This is a genomic window from Reinekea sp. G2M2-21 (assembly GCF_015687175.1).
Taxonomy (GTDB): Bacteria; Pseudomonadota; Gammaproteobacteria; order Pseudomonadales; family Natronospirillaceae; genus Reinekea.
This window is the reverse complement of the sequence record NZ_JADPQG010000005.1, coordinates 61064-82685: the sequence shown is the minus strand read 5'-3', so window position 1 is coordinate 82685 and position 21622 is coordinate 61064. Positions and strand designations below refer to the sequence as shown.

At 47.4% G+C, this 21622-nt stretch carries 18 protein-coding genes and 1 pseudogene; 12 read left to right on the top strand and 7 right to left on the bottom strand.

Annotation, left to right across the window (positions count from 1 at the left end; all coding sequences use genetic code 11):
* The 5 genes from proC (at position 1) to IYN85_RS17515 (ending at position 3748) form a co-directional block, all read left to right on the top strand.
* Positions 1-816, top strand: a complete 816-nt coding sequence (gene proC, locus IYN85_RS17535; protein ID WP_196160235.1) for a pyrroline-5-carboxylate reductase — start codon at positions 1-3, stop codon at positions 814-816.
* A gap of 111 nt (positions 817-927) precedes the next feature.
* Positions 928-1518 carry a YggT family protein gene (locus IYN85_RS17530; RefSeq protein WP_196160234.1) on the top strand — a complete coding sequence of 197 codons (591 nt, stop codon included), beginning with the start codon at positions 928-930 and terminating at the stop codon, positions 1516-1518.
* A 59-nt stretch (positions 1519-1577) separates the two neighbouring features.
* Complete coding sequence (locus IYN85_RS17525; protein ID WP_196160233.1) at positions 1578-2723, top strand: homoserine O-acetyltransferase; 1146 nt, start codon at positions 1578-1580, stop codon at positions 2721-2723.
* A complete protein-coding gene (metW, locus tag IYN85_RS17520) occupies positions 2713-3309 on the top strand; it encodes a methionine biosynthesis protein MetW (RefSeq protein ID WP_196160232.1) in 597 nt (198 codons plus the stop codon). The genes IYN85_RS17525 and metW overlap by 11 nt, the downstream gene beginning before the upstream one ends.
* Before the next feature lies 1 nt (position 3310).
* Positions 3311-3748, top strand: a complete 438-nt coding sequence (locus tag IYN85_RS17515) for a DUF4426 domain-containing protein (RefSeq protein ID WP_196160231.1) — start codon at positions 3311-3313, stop codon at positions 3746-3748.
* 141 nt (positions 3749-3889) lie between these two features.
* On the opposite strand, the gene IYN85_RS17510 is transcribed toward IYN85_RS17515, so the two are convergent.
* From IYN85_RS17510 to IYN85_RS17480, 7 genes and pseudogenes are all read right to left on the bottom strand, one after another.
* Positions 3890-6706 (bottom strand): pitrilysin family protein, encoded by a 2817-nt coding sequence (locus IYN85_RS17510; protein WP_196160230.1) that lies wholly within the window; start codon positions 6704-6706, stop codon positions 3890-3892.
* 67 nt (positions 6707-6773) lie between these two features.
* Complete coding sequence (locus IYN85_RS17505) at positions 6774-7574, bottom strand: CPBP family intramembrane glutamic endopeptidase (RefSeq protein ID WP_196160229.1); 801 nt, start codon at positions 7572-7574, stop codon at positions 6774-6776.
* A gap of 17 nt (positions 7575-7591) precedes the next feature.
* Entirely contained in the window at positions 7592-9664 is a 2073-nt protein-coding gene (locus tag IYN85_RS17500) for a peptidase domain-containing ABC transporter (protein ID WP_230390831.1), read from the bottom strand.
* Positions 9665-10197: 533 nt separating this feature from the next.
* Positions 10198-11002 (bottom strand): annotated as a pseudogene (locus IYN85_RS17495) (IS30 family transposase).
* A 253-nt stretch (positions 11003-11255) separates the two neighbouring features.
* On the bottom strand, positions 11256-11534 hold the full coding sequence (locus tag IYN85_RS17490; protein ID WP_196160228.1) for a hypothetical protein: 279 nt from the start codon (positions 11532-11534) through the stop codon (positions 11256-11258).
* Between the two features lie 48 nt (positions 11535-11582).
* A complete protein-coding gene (locus IYN85_RS17485) occupies positions 11583-11852 on the bottom strand; it encodes a hypothetical protein (protein ID WP_196160227.1) in 270 nt (89 codons plus the stop codon).
* 743 nt (positions 11853-12595) lie between these two features.
* Positions 12596-13894 (bottom strand): HlyD family efflux transporter periplasmic adaptor subunit, encoded by a 1299-nt coding sequence (locus tag IYN85_RS17480; protein ID WP_196160226.1) that lies wholly within the window; start codon positions 13892-13894, stop codon positions 12596-12598.
* 339 nt (positions 13895-14233) lie between these two features.
* Between IYN85_RS17480 and rdgB the strand changes: the two genes are divergently transcribed.
* The 7 genes from rdgB (at position 14234) to IYN85_RS17445 (ending at position 21445) form a co-directional block, all read left to right on the top strand.
* On the top strand, positions 14234-14845 hold the full coding sequence (rdgB, locus tag IYN85_RS17475; protein WP_196160225.1) for an RdgB/HAM1 family non-canonical purine NTP pyrophosphatase: 612 nt from the start codon (positions 14234-14236) through the stop codon (positions 14843-14845).
* Entirely contained in the window at positions 14842-15999 is a 1158-nt protein-coding gene (hemW, locus tag IYN85_RS17470; protein ID WP_196160224.1) for a radical SAM family heme chaperone HemW, read from the top strand. The genes rdgB and hemW overlap by 4 nt, the downstream gene beginning before the upstream one ends.
* Complete coding sequence (gene waaA, locus IYN85_RS17465) at positions 15996-17339, top strand: lipid IV(A) 3-deoxy-D-manno-octulosonic acid transferase (protein ID WP_196160223.1); 1344 nt, start codon at positions 15996-15998, stop codon at positions 17337-17339. Before hemW ends, waaA begins: the two co-directional genes overlap by 4 nt.
* A 67-nt stretch (positions 17340-17406) precedes the next feature.
* A complete protein-coding gene (locus IYN85_RS17460) occupies positions 17407-17721 on the top strand; it encodes a hypothetical protein (RefSeq protein WP_196160222.1) in 315 nt (104 codons plus the stop codon).
* Entirely contained in the window at positions 17721-18011 is a 291-nt protein-coding gene (locus IYN85_RS17455; protein WP_196160221.1) for a peptidylprolyl isomerase, read from the top strand. Before IYN85_RS17460 ends, IYN85_RS17455 begins: the two co-directional genes overlap by 1 nt.
* A gap of 295 nt (positions 18012-18306) precedes the next feature.
* Positions 18307-20052 carry an aldehyde dehydrogenase family protein gene (locus IYN85_RS17450; protein WP_196160220.1) on the top strand — a complete coding sequence of 582 codons (1746 nt, stop codon included), beginning with the start codon at positions 18307-18309 and terminating at the stop codon, positions 20050-20052.
* Positions 20053-20287: 235 nt separating this feature from the next.
* Entirely contained in the window at positions 20288-21445 is a 1158-nt protein-coding gene (locus tag IYN85_RS17445) for a hypothetical protein (protein ID WP_196160219.1), read from the top strand.
* The last annotated feature ends 177 nt before the right edge of the window (positions 21446-21622 follow it).

The window sequence follows — 21622 nt, the reverse complement described above, 5'->3', positions numbered from 1 at the left end:
ATGAAAACTCTCGGATTTCTGGGTGCAGGCAACATGGCCGGTGCCATTATTAACGGGTTAATCCAAAGTGGTTTTGATACCAAGAAGCTCCTCATCTGTGACAACAACGCAGACAAACTCAAAGTTTTTGCCAACCAGGGTTGCGCCACCACCACAGAGGCTGAAGAACTATTCGCCAAGGCCGAAGCCATCGTATTGGCGGTAAAGCCACAGGTATTGAAGCAGGTATTGCTGCCGTTGGCGGAAACCACGCAAGTGCACCAACCCTTACTGTTAAGTGTCGTCGCCGCCATTCCTGAAACCAGCATCAATGGCTGGCTGGGTGGTGGGTTGGCTATCATCCGCACCATGCCTAATACACCGGCACTGGTCTTGTCCGGTGCAACCGGTTTATACGCCAATAGTCTGGTGACAGACACTCAGAAAGCCTTTGCAGAATCGGTTTTTGCCAGCATTGGCGAGTTCATTTGGGTAGGCAACGAAGCCATGTTGCATTCGGTAACCGCTGCAGCAGGCAGCGCACCGGCCTACTTTTTCCGCTTTGCCGAAGCCATGACCAAGGCTGCACTTACTCAGGGTCTCAACGAGACACAAGCGCGTACGTTAATCGGCCAGACCATGTTGGGCGCGGCAAAAATGATTATGCAGACCGAGGAATCGGTTGAGCAAATGTGTCAGAATGTATGCTCTCCCAACGGCACCACCGAACGGGCGATTCGCAGTTTCAACGCTGACAACATCGATGGGGTGGTTGAAAAAGCCATGAAAGCCTGTTTTGATCGTTCAATCGAGCTGTCTAAAGATTTGGCAGACTAAGCCCAAAATTCGCTCAAAGCGTAAACAACCAGATAAAGCCTGGGCTGAAACCATATCTTCAGCTTTATTGGCAACCACTAAAACGGTCTGCGCAAGACCTTAGGAGTTTGCATGATTGTAATAGCCATGATCCTGAAAACCGCTTTCAGTATTGTTTTGGTGTCGATGGTCGCACGATTTTTGGCGCAGATGGCCCGCGCAGATTTCTATAACCCGTTGGCGCAGACAGTTATTAAAATTACCGACCCGTTTGTTAAGCCGTTACGGCGGGTAATTCCATCGATTGCCGGGTTTGACACCGCCTCCATAATCGCGATGCTGCTCGGCCAAATTATTCTGGGCGTATTGATGTTTTTTGTCAGCGGTATTAACCCAGCGCAATACCTACCACAGATTCTCATCTGGGGCATCATTGCGGTTGCCGCATTGATACTCACGGTTATTCAATGGTCAATGATTATTGTCGGTGTTTCCAGCTTTATCCTGATGGGCCAATACAATCCCTTCATCGCCTTCATTGCGAAGATGATTGAACCATTCGTTGGTCCGTTCCGACGACTGAATCTACAGGTTGGCATGCTGGACCTGTCATTTCTGATTGCATTTTTTGTGATAATTATTATTAAAGACGTCATCCTCATTGAAGGTGTCGCCAATTTCGTAGGTTACTCAAGAAGTTACGGCTTTTTCATCGGATTGTAATGTCAGTCTGTGCGACCAATACACCATTGGTCGCCCTTAACCCATAAAGAGTTAACTCAATGCCCAGGGAAATACCGGCGGACAGTGTCGGGCTTGTGGAGCCACACATCGCGCAATTTAACGAACCATTGCCGTTACGCAGTGGACGAACGTTAAACAGTTACCAACTCATTTATGAAACCTATGGCACACTGAACGAAACGCGCAGTAACGCCATTCTGATATGCCATGCACTCAGCGGCAATCACCATGCGGCAGGTTATCACAGCGAAGAAGACCGCAAACCCGGCTGGTGGGATGCCTGCATCGGCCCCGGCAAACCGATCGACACATCAAAATATTTCGTTGTTTCGCTCAACAATTTAGGGGGCTGTCATGGCTCCACCGGCCCTACCAGTATTGACCCGGAAAACGGCGAGCCGTATGGGCCCGACTTCCCTATTATGGCCGTGCGCGATTGGGTCAAAAGCCAGGCTCGCTTGGCCGACCGACTTGGCATTGAAACCTGGCATGCCGTTGTGGGTGGCTCTCTGGGTGGGATGCAGGCATTGCGGTGGTCAATTGACTACCCAGATCGATTACAACGTTGTGTCATTATCGCAGCCGCACCTAAACTCTCTGCACAAAACATTGCTTTTAACGAAGTCGCTAGGCAATCCATTACCAGCGACCCGGAATTTCATCAAGGCTATTACTACAAACACAACACCATTCCGCGCAAAGGGCTGGCACTTGCCCGGATGCTGGGGCACATCACCTACCTAAGCGATGACAGTATGCGCGAAAAGTTTGGCCGGGACTTGAAAACCGGTAAGTTGAATTTTAATTACGATATCGACTTTGAAGTCGAGAGTTATCTGCGTTACCAGGGTGAACAGTTCTCGGATACCTTCGATGCCAATACCTACCTGTTGATGACCAAAGCGTTGGACTACTACGACCCGGCGGCAGATTTCGATCATGATCTCAGCAAATGTCTGAGCCAGACGCAGTGCAAGTTTCTGGTGGTGTCTTTTTCCACCGATTGGCGTTTTTCACCAGAGCGCAGCAAAGAAATAGTGGACGCGCTGGTGCGTTCCCAAAAACCGGTATCGTATCTGGAAATCGATGCGCCGCAAGGGCACGATGCTTTCTTGTTTCCTATTCCGGAGTATTTCAGCATTCTGACGCACTTCCTCAACCAGGAGGCCCATCATGCGCGGTGATCTACAATTCATTACTCAATGGATACAGCAGGGCGAACGGGTACTTGACCTCGGTTGCGGTGATGGCGAATTGCTCGCTCATTTACAACGCGAGAAAAAAGTGACCGGATACGGCATGGAAATCGATACGCAGAAGATTCTGGGCTGCGTCAGTAAAGGTGTTGAAGTCATTCACCAGAATTTAAACGAAAGCTTGGACTACATTGACGACAAAAGTTTCGACACCGTGATCATGACTCAATCGCTGCAGCAAACCCAGAAACCGGATCAACTGTTAAATGAGATTCTCCGTATTGGCAAACGAGCGATCATCACTTTCCCTAATTTCGGCCATTGGACTACCCGGTTTTATCTCGGCTTCCGTGGCCGCATGCCGGTGACCAGCGCACTGCCCTTCCGTTGGTACGACACCCCGAATATTCGCTTAATTACCTTCAAAGATTTCGAAGTTCAATGCCAGCAACAGGGCATCCAAATTCTTCAGCGCACCGTAGTCGATAATGATCACGTGGAAAGCTGGGCAGTTCGGTTAATGCCCAACATTCTTGGTGAAATTGCTCTGTACCATTTGGAAAAGCAGGATTGATATGACTTTAATACGCGCCATTACTGCTTGCACCTTGCTGATCGTTAGTACTTTCAGTCAGGCCGAGCAGAAAGTCGACTTCGGCGACTACGAATTGCACTATATTGTATTGAATACCACGGAGATTCCACCCGCGGTTGCAGAAACCTATGACATAGTACGTTCCGGTAAGCGGGCGTTCATTAATCTGTCTATCTTGAAAAAAACAGACGATGGGTATGGCACGCCAACCGCCGCAAAAATATCTGCGTTACAACGTACATTGCTTGGGCAGCGGTCAGACATAAAACTTCAGGAGATCCGTGAAGGCGACGCAATCTACTATATTGGCACTTTCACCATCCTGAACCGAGAAATTCTTTGGTTTGATATTGAACTGAGCCTAAACGACGGCACGATGTTTGACTTTTCATTTGACCAGCAAGTCTGGCGGGAATAAATAAAACGGGGCCCAACAGCACCATTTTTTTATTTGTTCGCACCAAGACTTGACTGCTTTAAAAAAGCATATTAACGCATTAATCGGCGATCAATTGCAGATAAGCTGTACACCCCTTCCGGGGTGCATTGTCCGAATCGATTACGGATGATAAATAGCCACAACCTTCTTACCCGCAAACAACTTCGCCGCCAAGTCATTCACACCTGCAGAATTTACCCGTGCCAACCGTTCTTCATAGTTGTTGTACTCAGTCAAATCGGCACCGATCAACATCATGTCGGTCAGCGCATTCAACAAGCCGCCATTAGTAGACGCGCCCTGTTTATACTGTTCCAACACACGATGGTTCGCTTCGGTAATTTCGGTCTCACTGAAAGGTTGTGCCAAGACCTGTTGAAACGTTTTATCCAACGCCTTCAATGCTTCAGCTTCACGAGTAGGGTCCGTACTCATGCGTACATGCAACACCCATTGTTGATCGTAAAAAAATTGGGGATGTTGAAAAACTTCAGTGCCATAGGTTAATCCCGACTCTTCACGGATGGCCTTGTGTAGACGCTTATCAAGCGCTTCCACCATCACCTGAGAAACCACGAATCGCTCCGGGGTTACCGGTAAGTCGGTCTGTGCAAATACATAGCGGATATCCGTTTTTTCTTCCGCTTGTCCACCCACACGAAGGATTCGAGCTTCTGGGGTTACCGGGCCGAGCGAATAGCTTTCCACTGGCTCTGCCAATGGCATACCGGCCAGATGTTCCTCCAGCAATGGCGTCACCTGTTCTGGCGTCACATCACCCACGATAGCCATTAACAAGCCTTGGTTATCATTCAGAAAAGATTCCTGCACCGCGAGTATTTGCTCTTTACGGATACCTTCGATGTCTTCCTGGTCAAAGTACTGGTAGCGAGGATCTTCATCACCATAGACTGCCGCCAAATATTCACTCATAAAACGATAATCCGGTGTCGTCACATATTGGGCGGCTTGTTCCGCTGAACTGTTCAACGTCATCTCGATCATCGCATCGTCAAAGTGTGTATCGGTGAAGGTCGCGGTGGTCAGAGACAGTAAGCGCGACAATTGCTCTACGGGACCGGCGACTTCAACACCACTGAAGCCTTCATGCAAAAACGGGCTAAAACTTATGCCATCAACTCCCAGACTATCGAAGAAATCCTGTCCACTGACACCGGCAAACCCAGATCGTTCCCGAGCATCCTGCCATTGCTCTGACGCTGCGATTAACTCACCCCCCAATTGGCGCGTACCGCCCAACACAAGGGTTTGCACTGTCACGGATCCAGGTTCGAGGTTAGACGATTTCAGAACCACGGGCATTCCGTTTTCGAGCACCCAAATATAGATGCCTTCACCAGCCTGTAAATCAAAGGTTTGAGCAATCTCTCCAGAAAAATCATCTGCGTTAACTGAAGTTTGCACAGCGCGATCCACCGGAGCGCTGACTTTGCTGGACCAGGCCTTGCCGTATACCTTGTTCCACTGCGCCGAGGATGCTGTCATTGCATTAGGGTGATAAAAATATCCGGCAACATGCTCAGACAAAATGGTGCGCGCAATATACTGGTTTACTTTTTCCAGTGAGATAACAGAGACCATCGCTTCCGCTTCGTCCAAGGCTGCCTGAATGTCTTCCATCGGTAATTCTTCACTGACAAAGTACATCAGGTAGTCCATATGTTCAGTCGCAGGCGCGCCCTCTAACCAACTGGCTATATTATCGTACTCTGCCAACATTTTTTGTTTGGCAATGTCGTACTCACGCTCGGTAATGCCGTAGGTTGCCATTCGCTTTAACTCGGTCGTCAGTGCCGCTAACGCTTCGTTTTCTGCACCTTCATAAAACGTTGCCCAGATATCCAGATGCTTGGACCCTTCATAAAAAATTCCGGTTTGCGCGACGGCGTCAATAATGACAGCATCAGAGGATTCTCCGAGGCGCTGCAAACGGGCTTCCAGAACGGTGGTGTATACCTGATCCAGATAGTCCACTTCACGACTCAACGGTGTATCGGAGCCAAAGTCTTGTACGGGAAAATACAATTGCCATTGTTGATCCGTAACGCTGCTGTCAGTGACCTCCATAAAGCGAGCCCCCTGAATATCAACTGAACCCACATCAAACGTTTCTTCTGCCGTCGGTTCCGAAGTCCAGCTTGAGAAAACCGATGCAATTTTCTTTTCAGCATCAAAGGTACCTTCCGGATAAACGACAACGACATCCGTATTATCCGGCCGATACCAGGTTTGGTAGTAATCCTTCAACTGCGCTGCTGTGGCGCTCGCCACAATATCCGGGTCACCAATCGGCAATCGGTTCAAAATACGTGTCCCCTGGTACAAGTCTTTGTACTCTTGCTGCCAAGATTGCTCTTCGGTGCCGTAACTTGATCGCCACTCCTCTATGACAACTGGCGCTTCCTTTGCAACTTCGTCAGGTGAAAAACTGACCGCCGTTGCCCAGTCATATAAAACGTTAAATGCAGTATCGATCAACTCAGGCTGATCAGCCGGAATCGTCAACTGATAGACCGTTTCATCAAAGGACGTATAGGCGTTGATATCGCCCCCGAAAGACATTCCAGCGGCCTCAAAAAATTCAACGATGTCGTGTTTGGGGAAGCGCTCTGTGCCGTTGAATGCCATATGCTCGACGAAGTGGGCCAGTCCCAACTGCGAATCGGTTTCCTGTAAGGATCCTGAACGAATCCGTAAGCGTAATTCCACGCGGTCGCGCGCACCATTGTCAGGCAGAGTTTTAATGGTCCACTTCAGACCATTGGCCAGGGTTCCTTGAGTGACAAGCGGGTCGGGCACCGCTTGCCACTCTTGCTCAGCCTCAAAATTTGTTGTCACCGTATCTTGTGGACTAAATAAGCTGCAACTGGTGAGCATCGCTAACGACACCGCTGATGCAATTAAAAGTTTTTGCATGAATGTTCCTTTTCGCTAAAAAAAGTAGTTGGGTTAAAAAAATTGTTATCCATTAAATGGTGCAAGATCAAGCATTGTTCGGACTCGTCACCGTTGCGGATTCGCGTTGTGCTTCGGATCCCTTGCGGACGGAGACGGATACAGGAGAATGATTTATAACCAATAGCCATAGAGCCGCAATGGCAGCTAACCAAACACAAAACAAAAATACGGGATAATCAACGGTCCACCGTGTTATAACGGGTTCAGGATCGGCGATAAGATCGAAATCCAAACACAGTTGGAACAAAATCAAAAGGCCATTATGCAGTGCATGCAACACCATCGGCAACGCTAGTGATCGGGTGCGTAAAAATAAAACACTCATGACGATAGAAAATGTAAACGCGCCAAACACATCCCCATGCAACAAAGCGAAAACCACAGCGACTAAGATAACGCTAATCGTTTGATTCAGCTTTTTCCTCAACGTGCCAAACATCCAGCGACGGAAAAAAACTTCTTCAACAAACGGCGCAAGCATCGCTGCCGCAACGAGGTCCGACAAAAAATAGGCAGGGTGTTGATACCCCGGGTAAATTGTTTCGTCTTCCAGCCAATGCCAATGTAAAAACTCAGTCTGAAAGGTGATTGATGCCAGCCCGATAATGATCAGCAAAAGTACCATGGGTAGCGTTGTGAACGAGATGGGTAATTTGCGCAATGTCGAAAAATCACCCAATTGACCGACCAATACAAATACCCAGACATAAACAATAACGCCGGTCAGGAAAATATCCTGCCATTCAGCTAATGAACTCAGCGTATTCAAACCAAAGAACGCCATAACCATAACAACAGTCGCGACAACAAACTTAAGTATCTTCATGTTATTCCTTTTGAGACTTACGCGACCAAATCCTTGGTGGCGTTCAGTTTGGCAAGATTAATCACAACGTCGGCACTCTTTATGGTTTCGGGCCGGTGGGCGACGATCACCCTGGTCAGTCGCAAGCGTTTGATATTCTGATTCACCAAAGATTCATTGCGTACATCGAGGTGACTGGTCGCTTCATCAAGAAATAAGAGTTTCGGGTTGCGATATAGAGCCCTGGCCAGAATGACCCGTTGTTTCTGACCGCCACTTAATGAGGTTCCCATGTCGCCGACAAGCGTATTATATTGCATACCGAATTTTTGAACTTCTTCGTGAACTGACGCCAATTTGGCGCAAAACTCTATGCGTTTGAAATTCAGTTTCGGGTCAAAACAAGCAATATTTTCGGCTACTGACCCCGACAGCAATTGATCGTCCTGCATGACCGCCGCAATGCGTGTCCGATAATCATCCCGTTTAGCAATATCAATCCCATCGATCAGTATCTGCCCACTTGTCGGTTTCAATAATCCCATCATGACTTTAAGCAAGGTCGTTTTCCCACAACCACTGGACCCAACAATAGCGGCCGACTGCCCTGCAGGAATGCTGAAACTGATGTTTTCAAAAATAGGATCTTCCGTCTCGGAGTAACTAAAGGTTAAGTTTTTTGCCTCAATACGCCCCTTCATGTCAGGCAAGTGCTGTATATTGGCGGTATGACGGTCGACATCTTCCGCTTCTGTGAAAGCAATATCGGCTAGGCGATCCAAGTGCAGACCAACCATTTTGTATTCAATCAGCATATCGATCAGCCCATCCATACGAGATACAAACTGGTTCTTGTAACTCATAAAGGCATAAAGCATACCCAGCGACATAAGATTACCCATGACAGCTGACGCCAAGAGATAAATCACCAAGATATTTTCGAGACCAAAGAGCAGTCCACTGGCCACATCGTAGCCAATACCCCATTTCGCCAGCTTTACTTCCGTATTCAGGGCTTCGGTGTATCGGTTCTGCCACAGGTTCTGACGATCATTTTCGCGTTGAAACAGCTTAACTGTTTGAATAGCGCGCATGGTTTCCATGAAATTGGAATCCTCTTTCGCACTGGCGACGATACTTTCTTCGGATAACTGTCGAAACGGGCGGTATAGGGCAAACCGAAGAAAGGTATACAAAGCGACGATGACCAAAACGACCACTGTCACTTTGACAGAATAAATGAACATGGCGGACAGCGTCACCACAGCCATGACGCCATCGACAATAGAACTGACCAGTCCAGTCGTCAGTAAATCTTGAATGTGTTGCAATGAGCCAAACCGGGAAACGACATCCCCAATGTGCCTCTTTTCAAAATAGTCCAGCGGTAATCGAACAAGGTGTCGAAACAAGTTCGCTGCCATCTGGTAGTTTAGCTTGGTCGACAAATGCAGAATCACGAAACTGCGTAATGTGTTGGTCCCAGTTTGCACGAGCATGAGCAACCCAAAGCCAAGAGCCAGCACCATCAGCAGACTGTCATCATTTCGCAATAAGACATCATCAACCACCATCTGCATAAAAAAAGGTGAAACAACGGCGAATAGCTGCAACAGAAACGACAAAGCCACAATTGAGACGATACTGCGCTTAAGCCCGATAATACGCTGCCAAAAATTAGACAGCGTTAGCTTTTGTACAACTTCCTTTTTTTCAAATTTTGGCGTTGGCGTTAATTCAAGTGCAACACCAGTAAAATGCTCTGAAAACTCGCCTATCCCGTAATGACGCTCCCCCAGGGCTGGGTCAAGAATGACTATCTTCTTCCTGGATACAGATTTAAGAACCACAAAGTGATTCATATCCCAGTGCAAAATACAAGGTAATTGCAGTTGATTGATTTCATCAACCTCCAACTGCAACGCTCTACCTGTCATCTCCAGCTCTGCGCCGATATCCATCAACTGCTTGAGATTACTTCCTTGGGATGATATCTGAAACTTTTGACGAAGTGTCGACAAGTCAGAAATATAACCGTAGTGATTTGCGACCATACCCAAGCAAGCAAGTCCGCACTCTGCAATTTCCGTTTGCAATATTAGCTTAATCAATTAAAACGCCTTCAATAAATTTATCATGACTTCCAAAATAACTTTCAATCGCAATCGTATGCAGTGACTTTCACACTTAAAATAACTTCCTTTACTTTTTCCTAAACTGACATATGATTTTTAAGAAACAGATAAAATTGCAAAGAAATTTTTTGTATTATCACTTAAACTGTAATTTCGAAACTAAAACGACCGCAATCCTATATTTACATACACCTATTGGATATAAATATTCAAACCTCTCCGACTGAAAGTGGAGATATTTTTCTTCCATACGAATAAAAAATAGCATTGGAAGTAAAGTTCAAGCTAAAGAAAATACATTTAATTAAAACTTTCAATACTGTTCTGCCAGCCAGGTCATTTCCCTTTTTAACTTACCCACGAGAAGACAACCTATCTCTTGAAAACCTCTTTAATTGAAAAAAATCAATACAATTAAAACAGCGCGATTTCAAGCAATAATTGCAATTTAATTTGATTTACGCTGCTAACAAGTCTTTTCGAATCCCCAAAAATAATTCATCTTGTGATTAACAATCTATTGTCCTTCTGGGACGGCCATTCAGCTTGTCCATCACCTTTTGTATTTCTTCATCAGTGACCTCGTTTAAGTTAGTTCCTTTTGGAACATACTGTCGGATCAGACCGTTGGCATTTTGGTTTATTCCTCGCTCCAAGGATGCATAATGATGATCAAAGTAGACTTTTGCCTCAAATGCATCTGCAATTCGTTCATGTTCTGCGAACTCAAAACCGTTAACCAAGTTGATCGTTTTTATTCGATCTTTCAATCCGGCCATAGCTTCAATTGCTGCATCCGCCAATAAGCCGGCCTGCTGAACGATGATGGTGTAGCGCGTCTTTCGTTCACCCATCGTCAGCAACGCACTTCTGCACCCCATGCCCAAAAAAGTATCACCTTCCCAGTCTACGATTCTGGATCGACGATCAACAATGCTAGGGCGCTCATAAATATCCACGCTATTACGAAGCTTGCCTCGACGATCATTGTTACGATTAGGCTTTAAAGCGATACGCAGATGTGTGGATAAATCGCCACCTTCGGCCTTATCCGCATATATCCATTGGTAAATCATTTCATGGTGCAGATCGATACCTTTATGCTTCTTTTAGTAGTCGACAAGCTGTTGCGGACTAAGCCCCTGGTGAACCAGTCTTCCTATCCATTCAGCAACTTCTTCAGTCAGCTTGGAGTGCTTGTAAGTATATACTCGTCTGTGATTACAAAGTGCCTGCGCTTATTTTGGGCGATACCCTCTTCAATAGAGAATATATCTGGTCTCGTTCGTTTTCAGTCAGCTGATGATAGTTCAAAGTGCTTCATCTCTTGTTTGGAAGGAGCGCAACGCTATCAGCTGGCTCCTTAACTACTAATTGCAATTATTATGCGAAATCGCGAAATCGCGAAACAAGATATACATCTAGCGGTTCTTAACTAGCAGCAAATTTACGGCAGCACATCCGAATAAAATTCGCTCACTTTCTAAAGCTCTTAATCTAAGAAAATTGTCTTGCCTGTTAATTCAAAACCTTACTGTATATTCAGGACTCTACCATGCGGCGAGAATCATTTAAGTAGGACAGACCCTTGATCACAGTTAATTTCCGCATTTCTCAGAATACTTTCGAGATTTAATTCACATCCAGTAACTCCATCTATGATTGCCTCGGCAGATCCAACGGAAAATTTCAGCTTGCCATCAATATCTTGTATTATTAAACTTTCATCTAAACCCCCAAGCCCTCTGTCAATAGCCTCCAAGTAAGCGACTTCGACAACTATACTTTTATCTTGTGACAGCTCAAAAGACAAATGATGTACAAAAAGTAGATTGATAATTAACATCTTGATTTCCGATCATTGGTGCCGAACGATCGCTCGACACCCCCCAATTTAGCAGTTATCTTCAAAAGAATATGAATGAGAACTACCGCCAGTATTGATTTCAACAGTTCCCGTCACTTTTGTGCCTGAGGGAAGCCCATTACATATTTCCTTTTTAGCCTTCTTAACGGTATCGGATAAGACTTGAGATATTTCTTGCTTTCCTCGTCGAGCCTTTGCTTTTTTCAAAGATTCTAAACGTTTTTCCCGATTTTTCTGTGCTACAGTTTTTTTACCACCGAGTACAATTCTAACTGTTTCTTGTTTCAAGACGCGCATTTTAAAGATCCTTGCAAGAGACTTCTGCAGTCGTAGTTACTTTGACTACTTTCACATCTACCGAATGGGATATCACCGCCTTCCCAGTAGACTTATTTAAACCTCCACAGATTGCTTCTGCTGCAGCACGGTTACTAGATTTCGAACCGCCATTATTCCCATGTCTTATCTCCCTCACTGACCGTCTTTTTTGGTCTTTTCTTTCGGCTTAAAAAACGGGTCTTCCTTGGATTGACGACCTCCAGTCACCTCTAATATTTCTTTAGCAAACAAATCTATCACTTCTTCTTCCTTTTCATTTTACAACCCCGGTCATCTTGGCGAATTCCTCAGGGGCTACTTTCTATTTCAAAGCAAGTGAACCATTCACTCACCCGATTCGCTCTACGAGCAAATTCCGATATTAATAAATCTAAGTAACAAACTCGAACGTTGGCAATACGAGTTCTTTTGCCTAGTTCTTTGATTTCCGCGGTGTGCGCGAACGCTCTGATACTTCGCATGCAGGTACCAAGAGCACTACCACCGTTTGCTATCACAAAATCAGCCCATTTTCCTTGTCTGTTGAACCTGCTAGACTGCTTTTACCTCATTCCTTTTCGAGTGTTGGTTAGGGGCGCCTCTGGTCATCTTGGCGGATATCTCAGGAGGTGCCCCGCTTTCATCACAGCTGTGATTCGGTGAACCTATTTTTTCATACCTTGTCCGTCAGTACTTCATTACGAATACTAAAGGCTTTTCTGTCACAATCGCCCTTTTAGACTCAACAACGGCTCAAACATCCATTCCAATAACGTACGCTCTGCCAATTTAATGTCGGCTTCCAATGAAATACCTTCTTTCAATTCCAGCGCTTTGCCATAGGCATCTATGTGCTGCTTATCCAGCTTTGCGGTGACTCGGTACATCGGTTCGACGGCGCCTATAGATACTCCGGTCAACTCATTAGGGAGCAAAACAGATTGCGAGACAGCGGTAATGGTGGCGTCGTATAAACCAAACTTCTGAAAGTTAAATGCCGAATAGCGCATTTTTACCGTCTGCCCAACCTCCACAAAACCAATGGCGCGCGCGGGGATCAACAACTCCGCTTCCAGTTCGCTGCCTGCTGGGGTAATGGTGAGCAGCGGCACGTTTGTCTGAGCTTCCTGTCCTTCACTGACCTGCAGATTAGAGACCGCTCCAGCGCTGTTCGCCTTGAGTATGTAGGCTCGTTGACCATGTAACTGTGCGATATTTTGCGCAATGGTCGATAAATTGCTGCGCAACTGATCTTCTCGGTCCATTTGCTCATAACCGAGTGTCGATGTTTGGAGTTGCAACGTAGCTAATTCTGTTTGCTGAGCGTCTTGACTGCGCGCGATACTTTGTAACTGAGCTTTCAACGACAGAACTTTTTCCTGATGACTGTCTGCATCGCTTTGCGTTGCCAAACCCTGCTGGCTGAGCTGCTGACTGTTACGCCACTGCTTTGCTGCCAGGTCCATCTGCGCTTGCGTTAACGAATATTGTTTAGCCAGGTGCGCCAAGTCACTTTGTGCGGCCTCAATACGTGTAGCGAGCTCTCCGGCTTTTGTCGCGTAGACATCCGCCAAGCGATCAAGTTGGTTCGTTAGCGTTGCTTGTTGAGCCAGATATTCATCCAACATCAATGTTTCAAGGTGATCGCCGTTTTCGAGAATTTGATCACCATTAATCAACACCCGCGGTTGACCTTCAGCAACGGCGTCGCCTTCGCGAACAAACACCTGACGAACAATCCCAGGGCGTGATGCGTAGACTTTTAGTACGCCAGTGTCGGGCACCAAAAATCCCTGTACGGTTTCTTTACGGGCATAGGTTCCATTGACAAGTAAAACGAGGGTGGCGGCGACGAACAGAATAAGAAGCGCGGTAACAAGGGAATAGGACAATGGCGGAATGACCAAAACATCACCCAACAATCGGTCTTGCTGTTTCTCAACCGCTTGTTTACGAAACAACCCATGCCGTTCTTCAGGCTGGGCATCGGTGTCGCTGTGATTGGCCACTTGAGTGGTCATGCATGTTCCCTTTTCAACAGTCCTAGTTCTATGACGAAAAACATTCGTCATTCTGAAGCATTCCTCGCGTCAGGCGCCGGCACATTACGAAAACTGGTCATCTGAAGCAATACAAATATTTGGTTTTCCGCATGCTTTTGACGCACATCATAAAAGTACTTAGGTATTTTTTTAATTTCCACAAAGACACTATAACGCCACCTTATATAAGGCTTCGTGAATCTAGGGCAGATAGTGATCAACACCGTTGTTGCCACATACAGCAGTTAACCCTACTACGTACGTAGAGCAATCAGTGCTAAAATCCGCGCTTAAATCCTGAATGAAGTGGCTTCGTAAATGACATACACCAGCAAAGAGTGGGTGTTGGCGTCGAATAACGCCGGCAAGTTAAAAGAGTTTTCTGAATTATTGGCACCCATGTCGGTCAGCATCAAGCCGCAACGCGAGTTTGGTGTTGAAGACGCCATTGAAGACGGTTTGAGCTTTATTGAGAACGCCATCATTAAAGCCCGGCACGCCTCCAAAGCCACTGGACTGCCTGCGTTGGCGGATGATTCGGGCTTGGAGGTTGATGCGTTGCAAGGCGCGCCGGGCATCTACAGCGCTCGCTATGCGTCAATGGACGGCGGCGAAAAATCAGATACCGCGAACCTTGAAAAAGTTCTGGCCGAAATGACCGGTAATCCAAACCGTACAGCACGTTTCCATTGTGTTCTGGCGTTTGTGCGCCATGCACTGGACCCGACGCCGATCATCATTCAAGGCGTTTGGGAAGGTACCTTACTCGACGCTCCACGCGGTGAAAATGGCTTTGGCTATGATCCAATTTTTTGGGTAGAGCAACATCAACGCAGCTCCGCAGAGCTAAGTAAAGAACAGAAAAATGCGTTGAGCCACCGTGGACAGGCGGTACGCGCGTTTGTCACGAAAATGGAAAGCCTGCTTTGAGTCATACCCTGCCGCCACTGGCCATCTATGTGCATATCCCCTGGTGTGTCCGCAAATGCCCCTACTGCGACTTCAACTCGCACGCGACACGAGCGGAAGACATTCCCGAGACGGAGTTTCTGGCGCAGATTCACCGCGATATAAAACAGGATTCGGCCTTGGCGCAGGGGCGTTTAGCAGACGCGGTTTTTTTTGGTGGCGGCACACCCAGCCTGATGTCCGCTGAGGGTATAGGCCAAATCATTCAGTGGTTACGACATTACATTGGCCTGACCGATGACGCAGAAGTCACGTTAGAGGCCAACCCCGGTACATTTGAAAAAGAAAAATTTGCCGGATTCCGCCAAGCCGGCGTAAATCGTTTATCAATAGGCGTACAGAGTTTTCAGGATCGGTTCCTGACGACGTTAGGTCGAATTCACAGCGCAGACAACGCCATCGCCGCGATAGAACAAGCCAAAACAGTCGGTTTCGACAATTTTAATATCGATCTCATGCACGGCCTGCCGGCGCAAACCGAGGCAGACGCACTGGCCGACATTAATCAGGCAATTGCGCTGGAACCCACGCACATCAGCTGGTATCAGCTCACCATCGAGCAGAACACTGAATTTTACCGGCAACCACCGGCCCTACCGGAGGACGATACGCTGTGGGATATCCAACAGGCCGGGCAAGACCGTCTGGCCGAGGCTGGCTACAGCCAATACGAAGTGTCAGCCTATGCCAAAGATAACCGGCACAGTCAGCACAACCTGAATTACTGGCGCTACGGTGATTATTTGGGGATAGGACCAGGGGCGCACGGCAAGTTTACGACCATCCATGATGGCATCGACATCATCCGCACCCGGAAAACGCGCCTGCCAAAAGACTACCTGAATAAGGCACGACCGTTGCTGCGAATAGAAGAGCCCGTCGCGAAAGCGGATCGGCCATTCGACTATTTTATTAATACCTTACGTATTCGTGAGCCGGTGTCGCTGAATCATTTTCAGGCTGCGACGGGCGTACCTGTCACCGAAATTGAACCAGTGTTAAACGAGCTACAGAACAAAGGCTGGATTGAGCGCCGCGATGATATTTTCCACACAACCGACACAGGTTTTCTATACTTAAATGACCTGCTGTCCTATTGGCTGAGCGAATCATGAAAGAACGATTGGTGTATGCAAGCTATTCAGCCCTGTGGTGGCTGTTGACCCCGCTGGTGCTGTTACGTCTTTGGCTGAAAGGACGCAAACAACCCGAATACCGACAGCGCGTGGCCGAACGCTTTGGCCATTGGCCGCAGATTCCGCCCGGATGTTTTTGGGTGCATGCGGTCAGTGTTGGTGAAACCATGGCCGCGAAGGGTTTGGTTGAGCGCTGGCAAGCCCTGCACCCGGATATTCCGGTTCTGATCACATCCATGACGCCGACGGGTTCTGAAACGGTGCGGACACTGTTCGGTGACTCTGTCCATCACGCTTATTTACCCTGGGACTACGCCAGTACACAACAAAAACTCATAAAACGGCTGCAACCAAAACTACTGGTGATCATGGAAACCGAGTTGTGGCCGAACCTGATTCGCGCGTGTGACGATCAAAACATTCCAGTGTTGCTGGCCAACGCACGCTTGAGCGCAAAATCACAACGCGGTTATAAAAAATTTCCGGCACTGACACAACCCATGTTGCATCGGCTCACAGCCATCGCCGCCCAGCACACCCCGGACGCCGATCGATTCGCTGAGCTGGGTGTCGACGAACGCAGAATTCAGGTAACCGGCTCAATCAAATTTGATATAGCGCTGGACGCGGCCAGCTCCTCTAAAGCGAAACGATTACAAACAAAAATAGGCAAGCGCCCTATTTGGATTGCGGCCAGTACGCACGATGGTGAAGAAGAAAAAATTCTACGGACTCACGCTAAGTTAAAAATAAAAATGCCAGATGCCTTGCTGATTCTGGTGCCTCGACACCCGGAACGCGCTGATCGTATTGCTGGACAACTCTACAAACAGCACTTTAGCTTCGCGCGCCGCTCCAACGACGAGATCCCCACATCGAATCAGTCGGTGTTTTTGATCGACACGCTCGGGGAGATGATGACATTTTTTGAACTGGCGCATGCCGCGTTCATTGGCAACAGTTTGAATGGTGGTGGGGGTCACAACCCCATTGAACCCGCAGCCGTGGCAACGCCGGTTCTGATGGGCCCCAGCTTTGTTAATTTCCAAACCATTGTCGAAGCGATGCGTGCCGAGCAGGCGGTGGTCATTATTCAGGATGAAGCGGAACTACGTAATCGGCTTTTGGGCTTGATGCAATCCAAGGATTTGCGGGATACCTATGGACAGCGGGCTTATCTTTTCTATCAACAGCAGCAAGGTGCGTTGAAGCGACTGACCACGTGGATTGAAGACCTGATAAAACTGGAGAATCCCAAACAAACGAACCTGCTGCTGATGCGCCGTAAACCTGTCAATGAAGATCATCGTTCTACTTGAGATTCAACGCATAACCGGTAACATGCGCGCACCCAAAGTTCGTTATTCACCTAGTTGAGTTTTTCTGATGTGGTCTTTGCTTAAATACACGCTGATTTATAACCTGATTGCTGCCACTGTTATTATCGTCCTGCGATTAGCCAGCCCTTATGTCGCCAGTTTTATGTGGATTGACACGCTGTTTTTAACCGGCGTTTTTTTCTGGCTCATTTCAACCATTGTGCGCTTAAGCAGCAAGCGGTTTAAGAAAGAATGGAACCGCAACGAAGTTATCGTCACTGACCCGCAAATTGTTCTGCACAGCAATAGCCTGGCAGCGCGCTTTCTTGCTGCAGGTTTGCCCGGTATTTTAGGCGCCATTATCTGGGGATTCTTTTACTAATGCATAAGCCCGCAAAAACCGCCTGTGCTCGCCATATACTGGTGAAAACCAAAGAACAGGCCGAACAGATTAAGCAACAACTGGCCAAAGGCGCCGATTTCGGCAAACTGGCAAAAAAATTCTCGACCTGCCCATCAGCCAAACGCGGTGGTGACTTGGGCGAATTTCAGCGTGGGCAAATGGTCAAAGCCTTCGATGACGTGGTTTTCAAAAGAGAAGTGTTGGTTATTCATGGCCCGATAAAAACCAAATTCGGCTTTCACCTGATCCAAACTGTTTACCGAAATTAACCTATTGTTACTGTCGGTTTTACGCTTTCGCACCCAGCCCGTCATCAGCCCTTCACGGATCCCTCACACCCGAGCCAACATGCTAATTATGTGAACTGGCCTCCAACTTTCCACGAAATATTGTTTGTGGGAAAGAGTTACCGTTTCCTGCGCACAGCTTTTGCATAATTGAACCATGTTCGCAAATAAGCATAGCCCCTAATCCCTAGCAAAGCATGGCTGTTAATGCCTGTTCGCGATCTGCATCGCGCTGTTGTTAATGGCTTCAGGCTCAATCAGTAAAGGAAGTTACGATATGAATGCGGTTGTCCCCTCTTCTCTCTCTTTTTTAGCAGGTGTCGCTCACTCTTGCACCTTCAGCCGAGGCGAGTCACTGTTCAAACAAGGCGATGAGCCCGATGGTTGTTATATCGTCGTGCATGGCATTGTTGGTACGCACTACTACGATGCAGATATTCAAACGGATGCTGGCTTGCAACGGTATGATGCCGGAGAAGTGGTGGGCGCGGTGGGTGTCATAGATCGATCCATCCGGAGAATTTCCGCAACCGCCGAAACAGATGTCGCGGCATACTACCTGAGCAATGAACTTCTCGACGATCTAAAGGCTAATCATATAGATCTTTTCCAGCAATTCATTGAACTTCGTGCCAACACTCTGGCCAAAAAATTTCGTGAACTGCATGAACAAGCCTGTGAACTGGCCGTTGCCAAATCCAGTTCGCCCTTAGTTGACGCAACAGTAGAAAAAGCCAATGCTGCGCAGGCCTCGTTTGTTGATTGGCCAAAGGAAAAAGTGAACGCCATTATCCGCGACATCGCTGACGCCGTGCATACCCAAGCACATAGCCTTGCCGTTCAGTGCGTGGACGAGAGTAGTATGGGCGTGGTTGAACATAAGGTGATAAAAATCAAACTCGGGACCGTTGCTGTGGCAGAAAGCCTTTTGGCCCATCACGATGAAACCGTTACGCTTGAGGCCCCTGGGGTTGAATCTATCGCTATGCCAATGGGCGTGGTGTTCGGTATGATTCCTATTACTAATCCGGTTGAGACCATTGTGTTTAAAGTACTGAGCGCTTTGAAATCTGGTAACGCCATTATCATCAGCAGTCATCGCAAAACACGCAATGTCGGTGATCGTACAGTCGATATCATTCGTGAGGTCATCGCCCAACACGGAGCACCCATTGATCTGGTGCAAACCCCGTCATTACCCGCCAACCGGAAGCTAACACGAGCCTTTATGACGCATGATAAGGTTCACTTCATTCTGGCGACTGGCGGTCCGAGTATGGTGAAGAGCGCCTACCGTTCTGGAACACCGGCGATCGGTGTTGGTAAAGGCAACGCCCCGGTATGGATCGGTAACGATGTCGATTTAAAAACGGTCGCCTGTAAAACCATTAACAGTAAAGCTTTTGATAACGGCGTGGTGTGCGGATCAGAAAACAATCTGTTGGTCGACGCTGATATCGCCGAAGAATTTTTACACTACGCCATCAGTGAAGGCGCAGCCGTCTTCACCAGCGAAGAAACCGAAACGCTTATTCGACGAGCCTTTGATGATCACTCGCTGAAACCTGATTATATTGGCCAGAGTGCCGCCGCGATCTGCTCGAGTCTGGGCATTTCACGAGACTACCCGATTAAACTGATTTTGGCTGAAGTCGAATCTGGTAATCTGGCCAGTCCATTGGTTCGGGAAAAATTAGCGCCCATGTTGTCTCTGATCCGCGTCAATAACGATGAAGAGGCACTTTTTCATGCGTGCACTATTCTGAATATTGAGGGCCGAGGTCACACTGCCATCATCCACAGCAACAACCAGCAACGAATACATCGCTATTCCAAAGCCATGGAGGTGTCGCGTGTCTTGGTAAACTCTCCGGGTACACAAGGCTGTATCGGTGCCTGCAATGGACTGCAACTGTCCTGGACATTAGGTTGTGGCACGATGGGCGGAGGCTCCACCAGCGACAATGTCACGTTCAAACACTTACAGAACACGAAACGGATCGCGTACGACATTGCGGTTTAACTCAGTGTCGTCATACCTCGATTAACGACATTTCTACAATTCGAAACAATGGTTTACAAATCAACACCTTCGAATTCAGACAGCCGGCATCGACCTGACACCGGCTTTTTTTCGTACCCGTTCACAGAAACCATATCCGACTGATTTGCACTTTTGATTGCCGACTATACTCATCATCACGTTGGTCACAAGCTGACTTCAGCGATAAATAAAAATAACAATCACGGTGTCTAAGATGAGTGCGATTTCGGTTGGCCGGTCGATGGCAATACCGGCTTTATTTTTAATAGGTGCATTTGGATTCGTATTGTCGTTGCAAACTCAAGACTTATCGACCAGCACAAAAACGAATTCACAAGCTACAACAAAAGCTGCATTTAAAGAGTCTGGCCAGAACTCTGAAGAAACCATAAAGTCGTATTCGCAGCAAGAACAGCGGCTCGTACTCGCTAACGAACCATTTACTCCCTCGGACACATCCTTTACCGACCTGTCGTGGCCAGAGTTAAAGTCACTGCCTCAAGAAGAGCTTCTCAATTACATGCTGGACTACCGTTACAACCATTTGTTTGAAACAGACTATATGGCACGTGAATATGAACTGTTCCGTTACATTCTGGAGTTCGAACCCTTTGCCGCGCTGGACTATATGGTGGCAATCGGTCATGACGCGTCATCGGAGTTTTTTTATAACTTTCTGTATTCCGATTTCGTCGTCAACAACGGTAAAGGACCGGAGGTGGTTGATTACATTAACCGGTTTGGTCCTCAGGTCAATCTAATGAACTTAATCGTTTTTGCCAACTTGGCGGGTAACATTAGTGAACATGTGCGACAGGAAATACTCACCGAATATGTGCTGGGAAATGCAGACTATCATGCCATCATCAAAGCGACGCAATGGATGGAAGATCTGACTGCCGACCAACGCATGACCGCCTTTCTAAATACCACTCCTGAGTTTGTTGACGACCCTTACGACTTGATAAAAAGCATTGTTGCCATGAACGACCCTGCCAGTTACGAACATTTAAAACGGTACCTGATTGAACACCCGGACAAGTTCAGATTGTATTCACTGGTTCGCACTCTGACCGACTTACCCTTGGATAATCTGGTTACGACGCAGATGCGAGATTTTTCGTCACTGACATTTGACGATCAGATTCAAAGCGCACTCATGGCGTTAGACTACGGGAACATCGCAGCTCTTAAATTCCTGTGCGAGCGAGCACAGCAGCCAATCATTCTAAGACACCCGATCAATGTCGAATACAATGTACTGAAAGCTGTCTCAACACCCGGCTATATTGAGAAGAATCTGGCCTGGATCGAGAAAAACCTATCCAGTCTCTCATTTAATCCATTTACAAAGAAATTTGAATATTTTTAGCCAATAGTCAATTTGCCGGATTGCAACGGTGGAACATCCGCACCCATTTGTGAATGCGTCCGCGAGTGCCGATAGTTGCGACCGACAGGGTGCAATCCTTTTCAATACCTATTGGTTCAAGCCCCCCCTCTAGATACGACGCTCAAAGTCACGTTCGTACGTTGGCAATAAATTCAA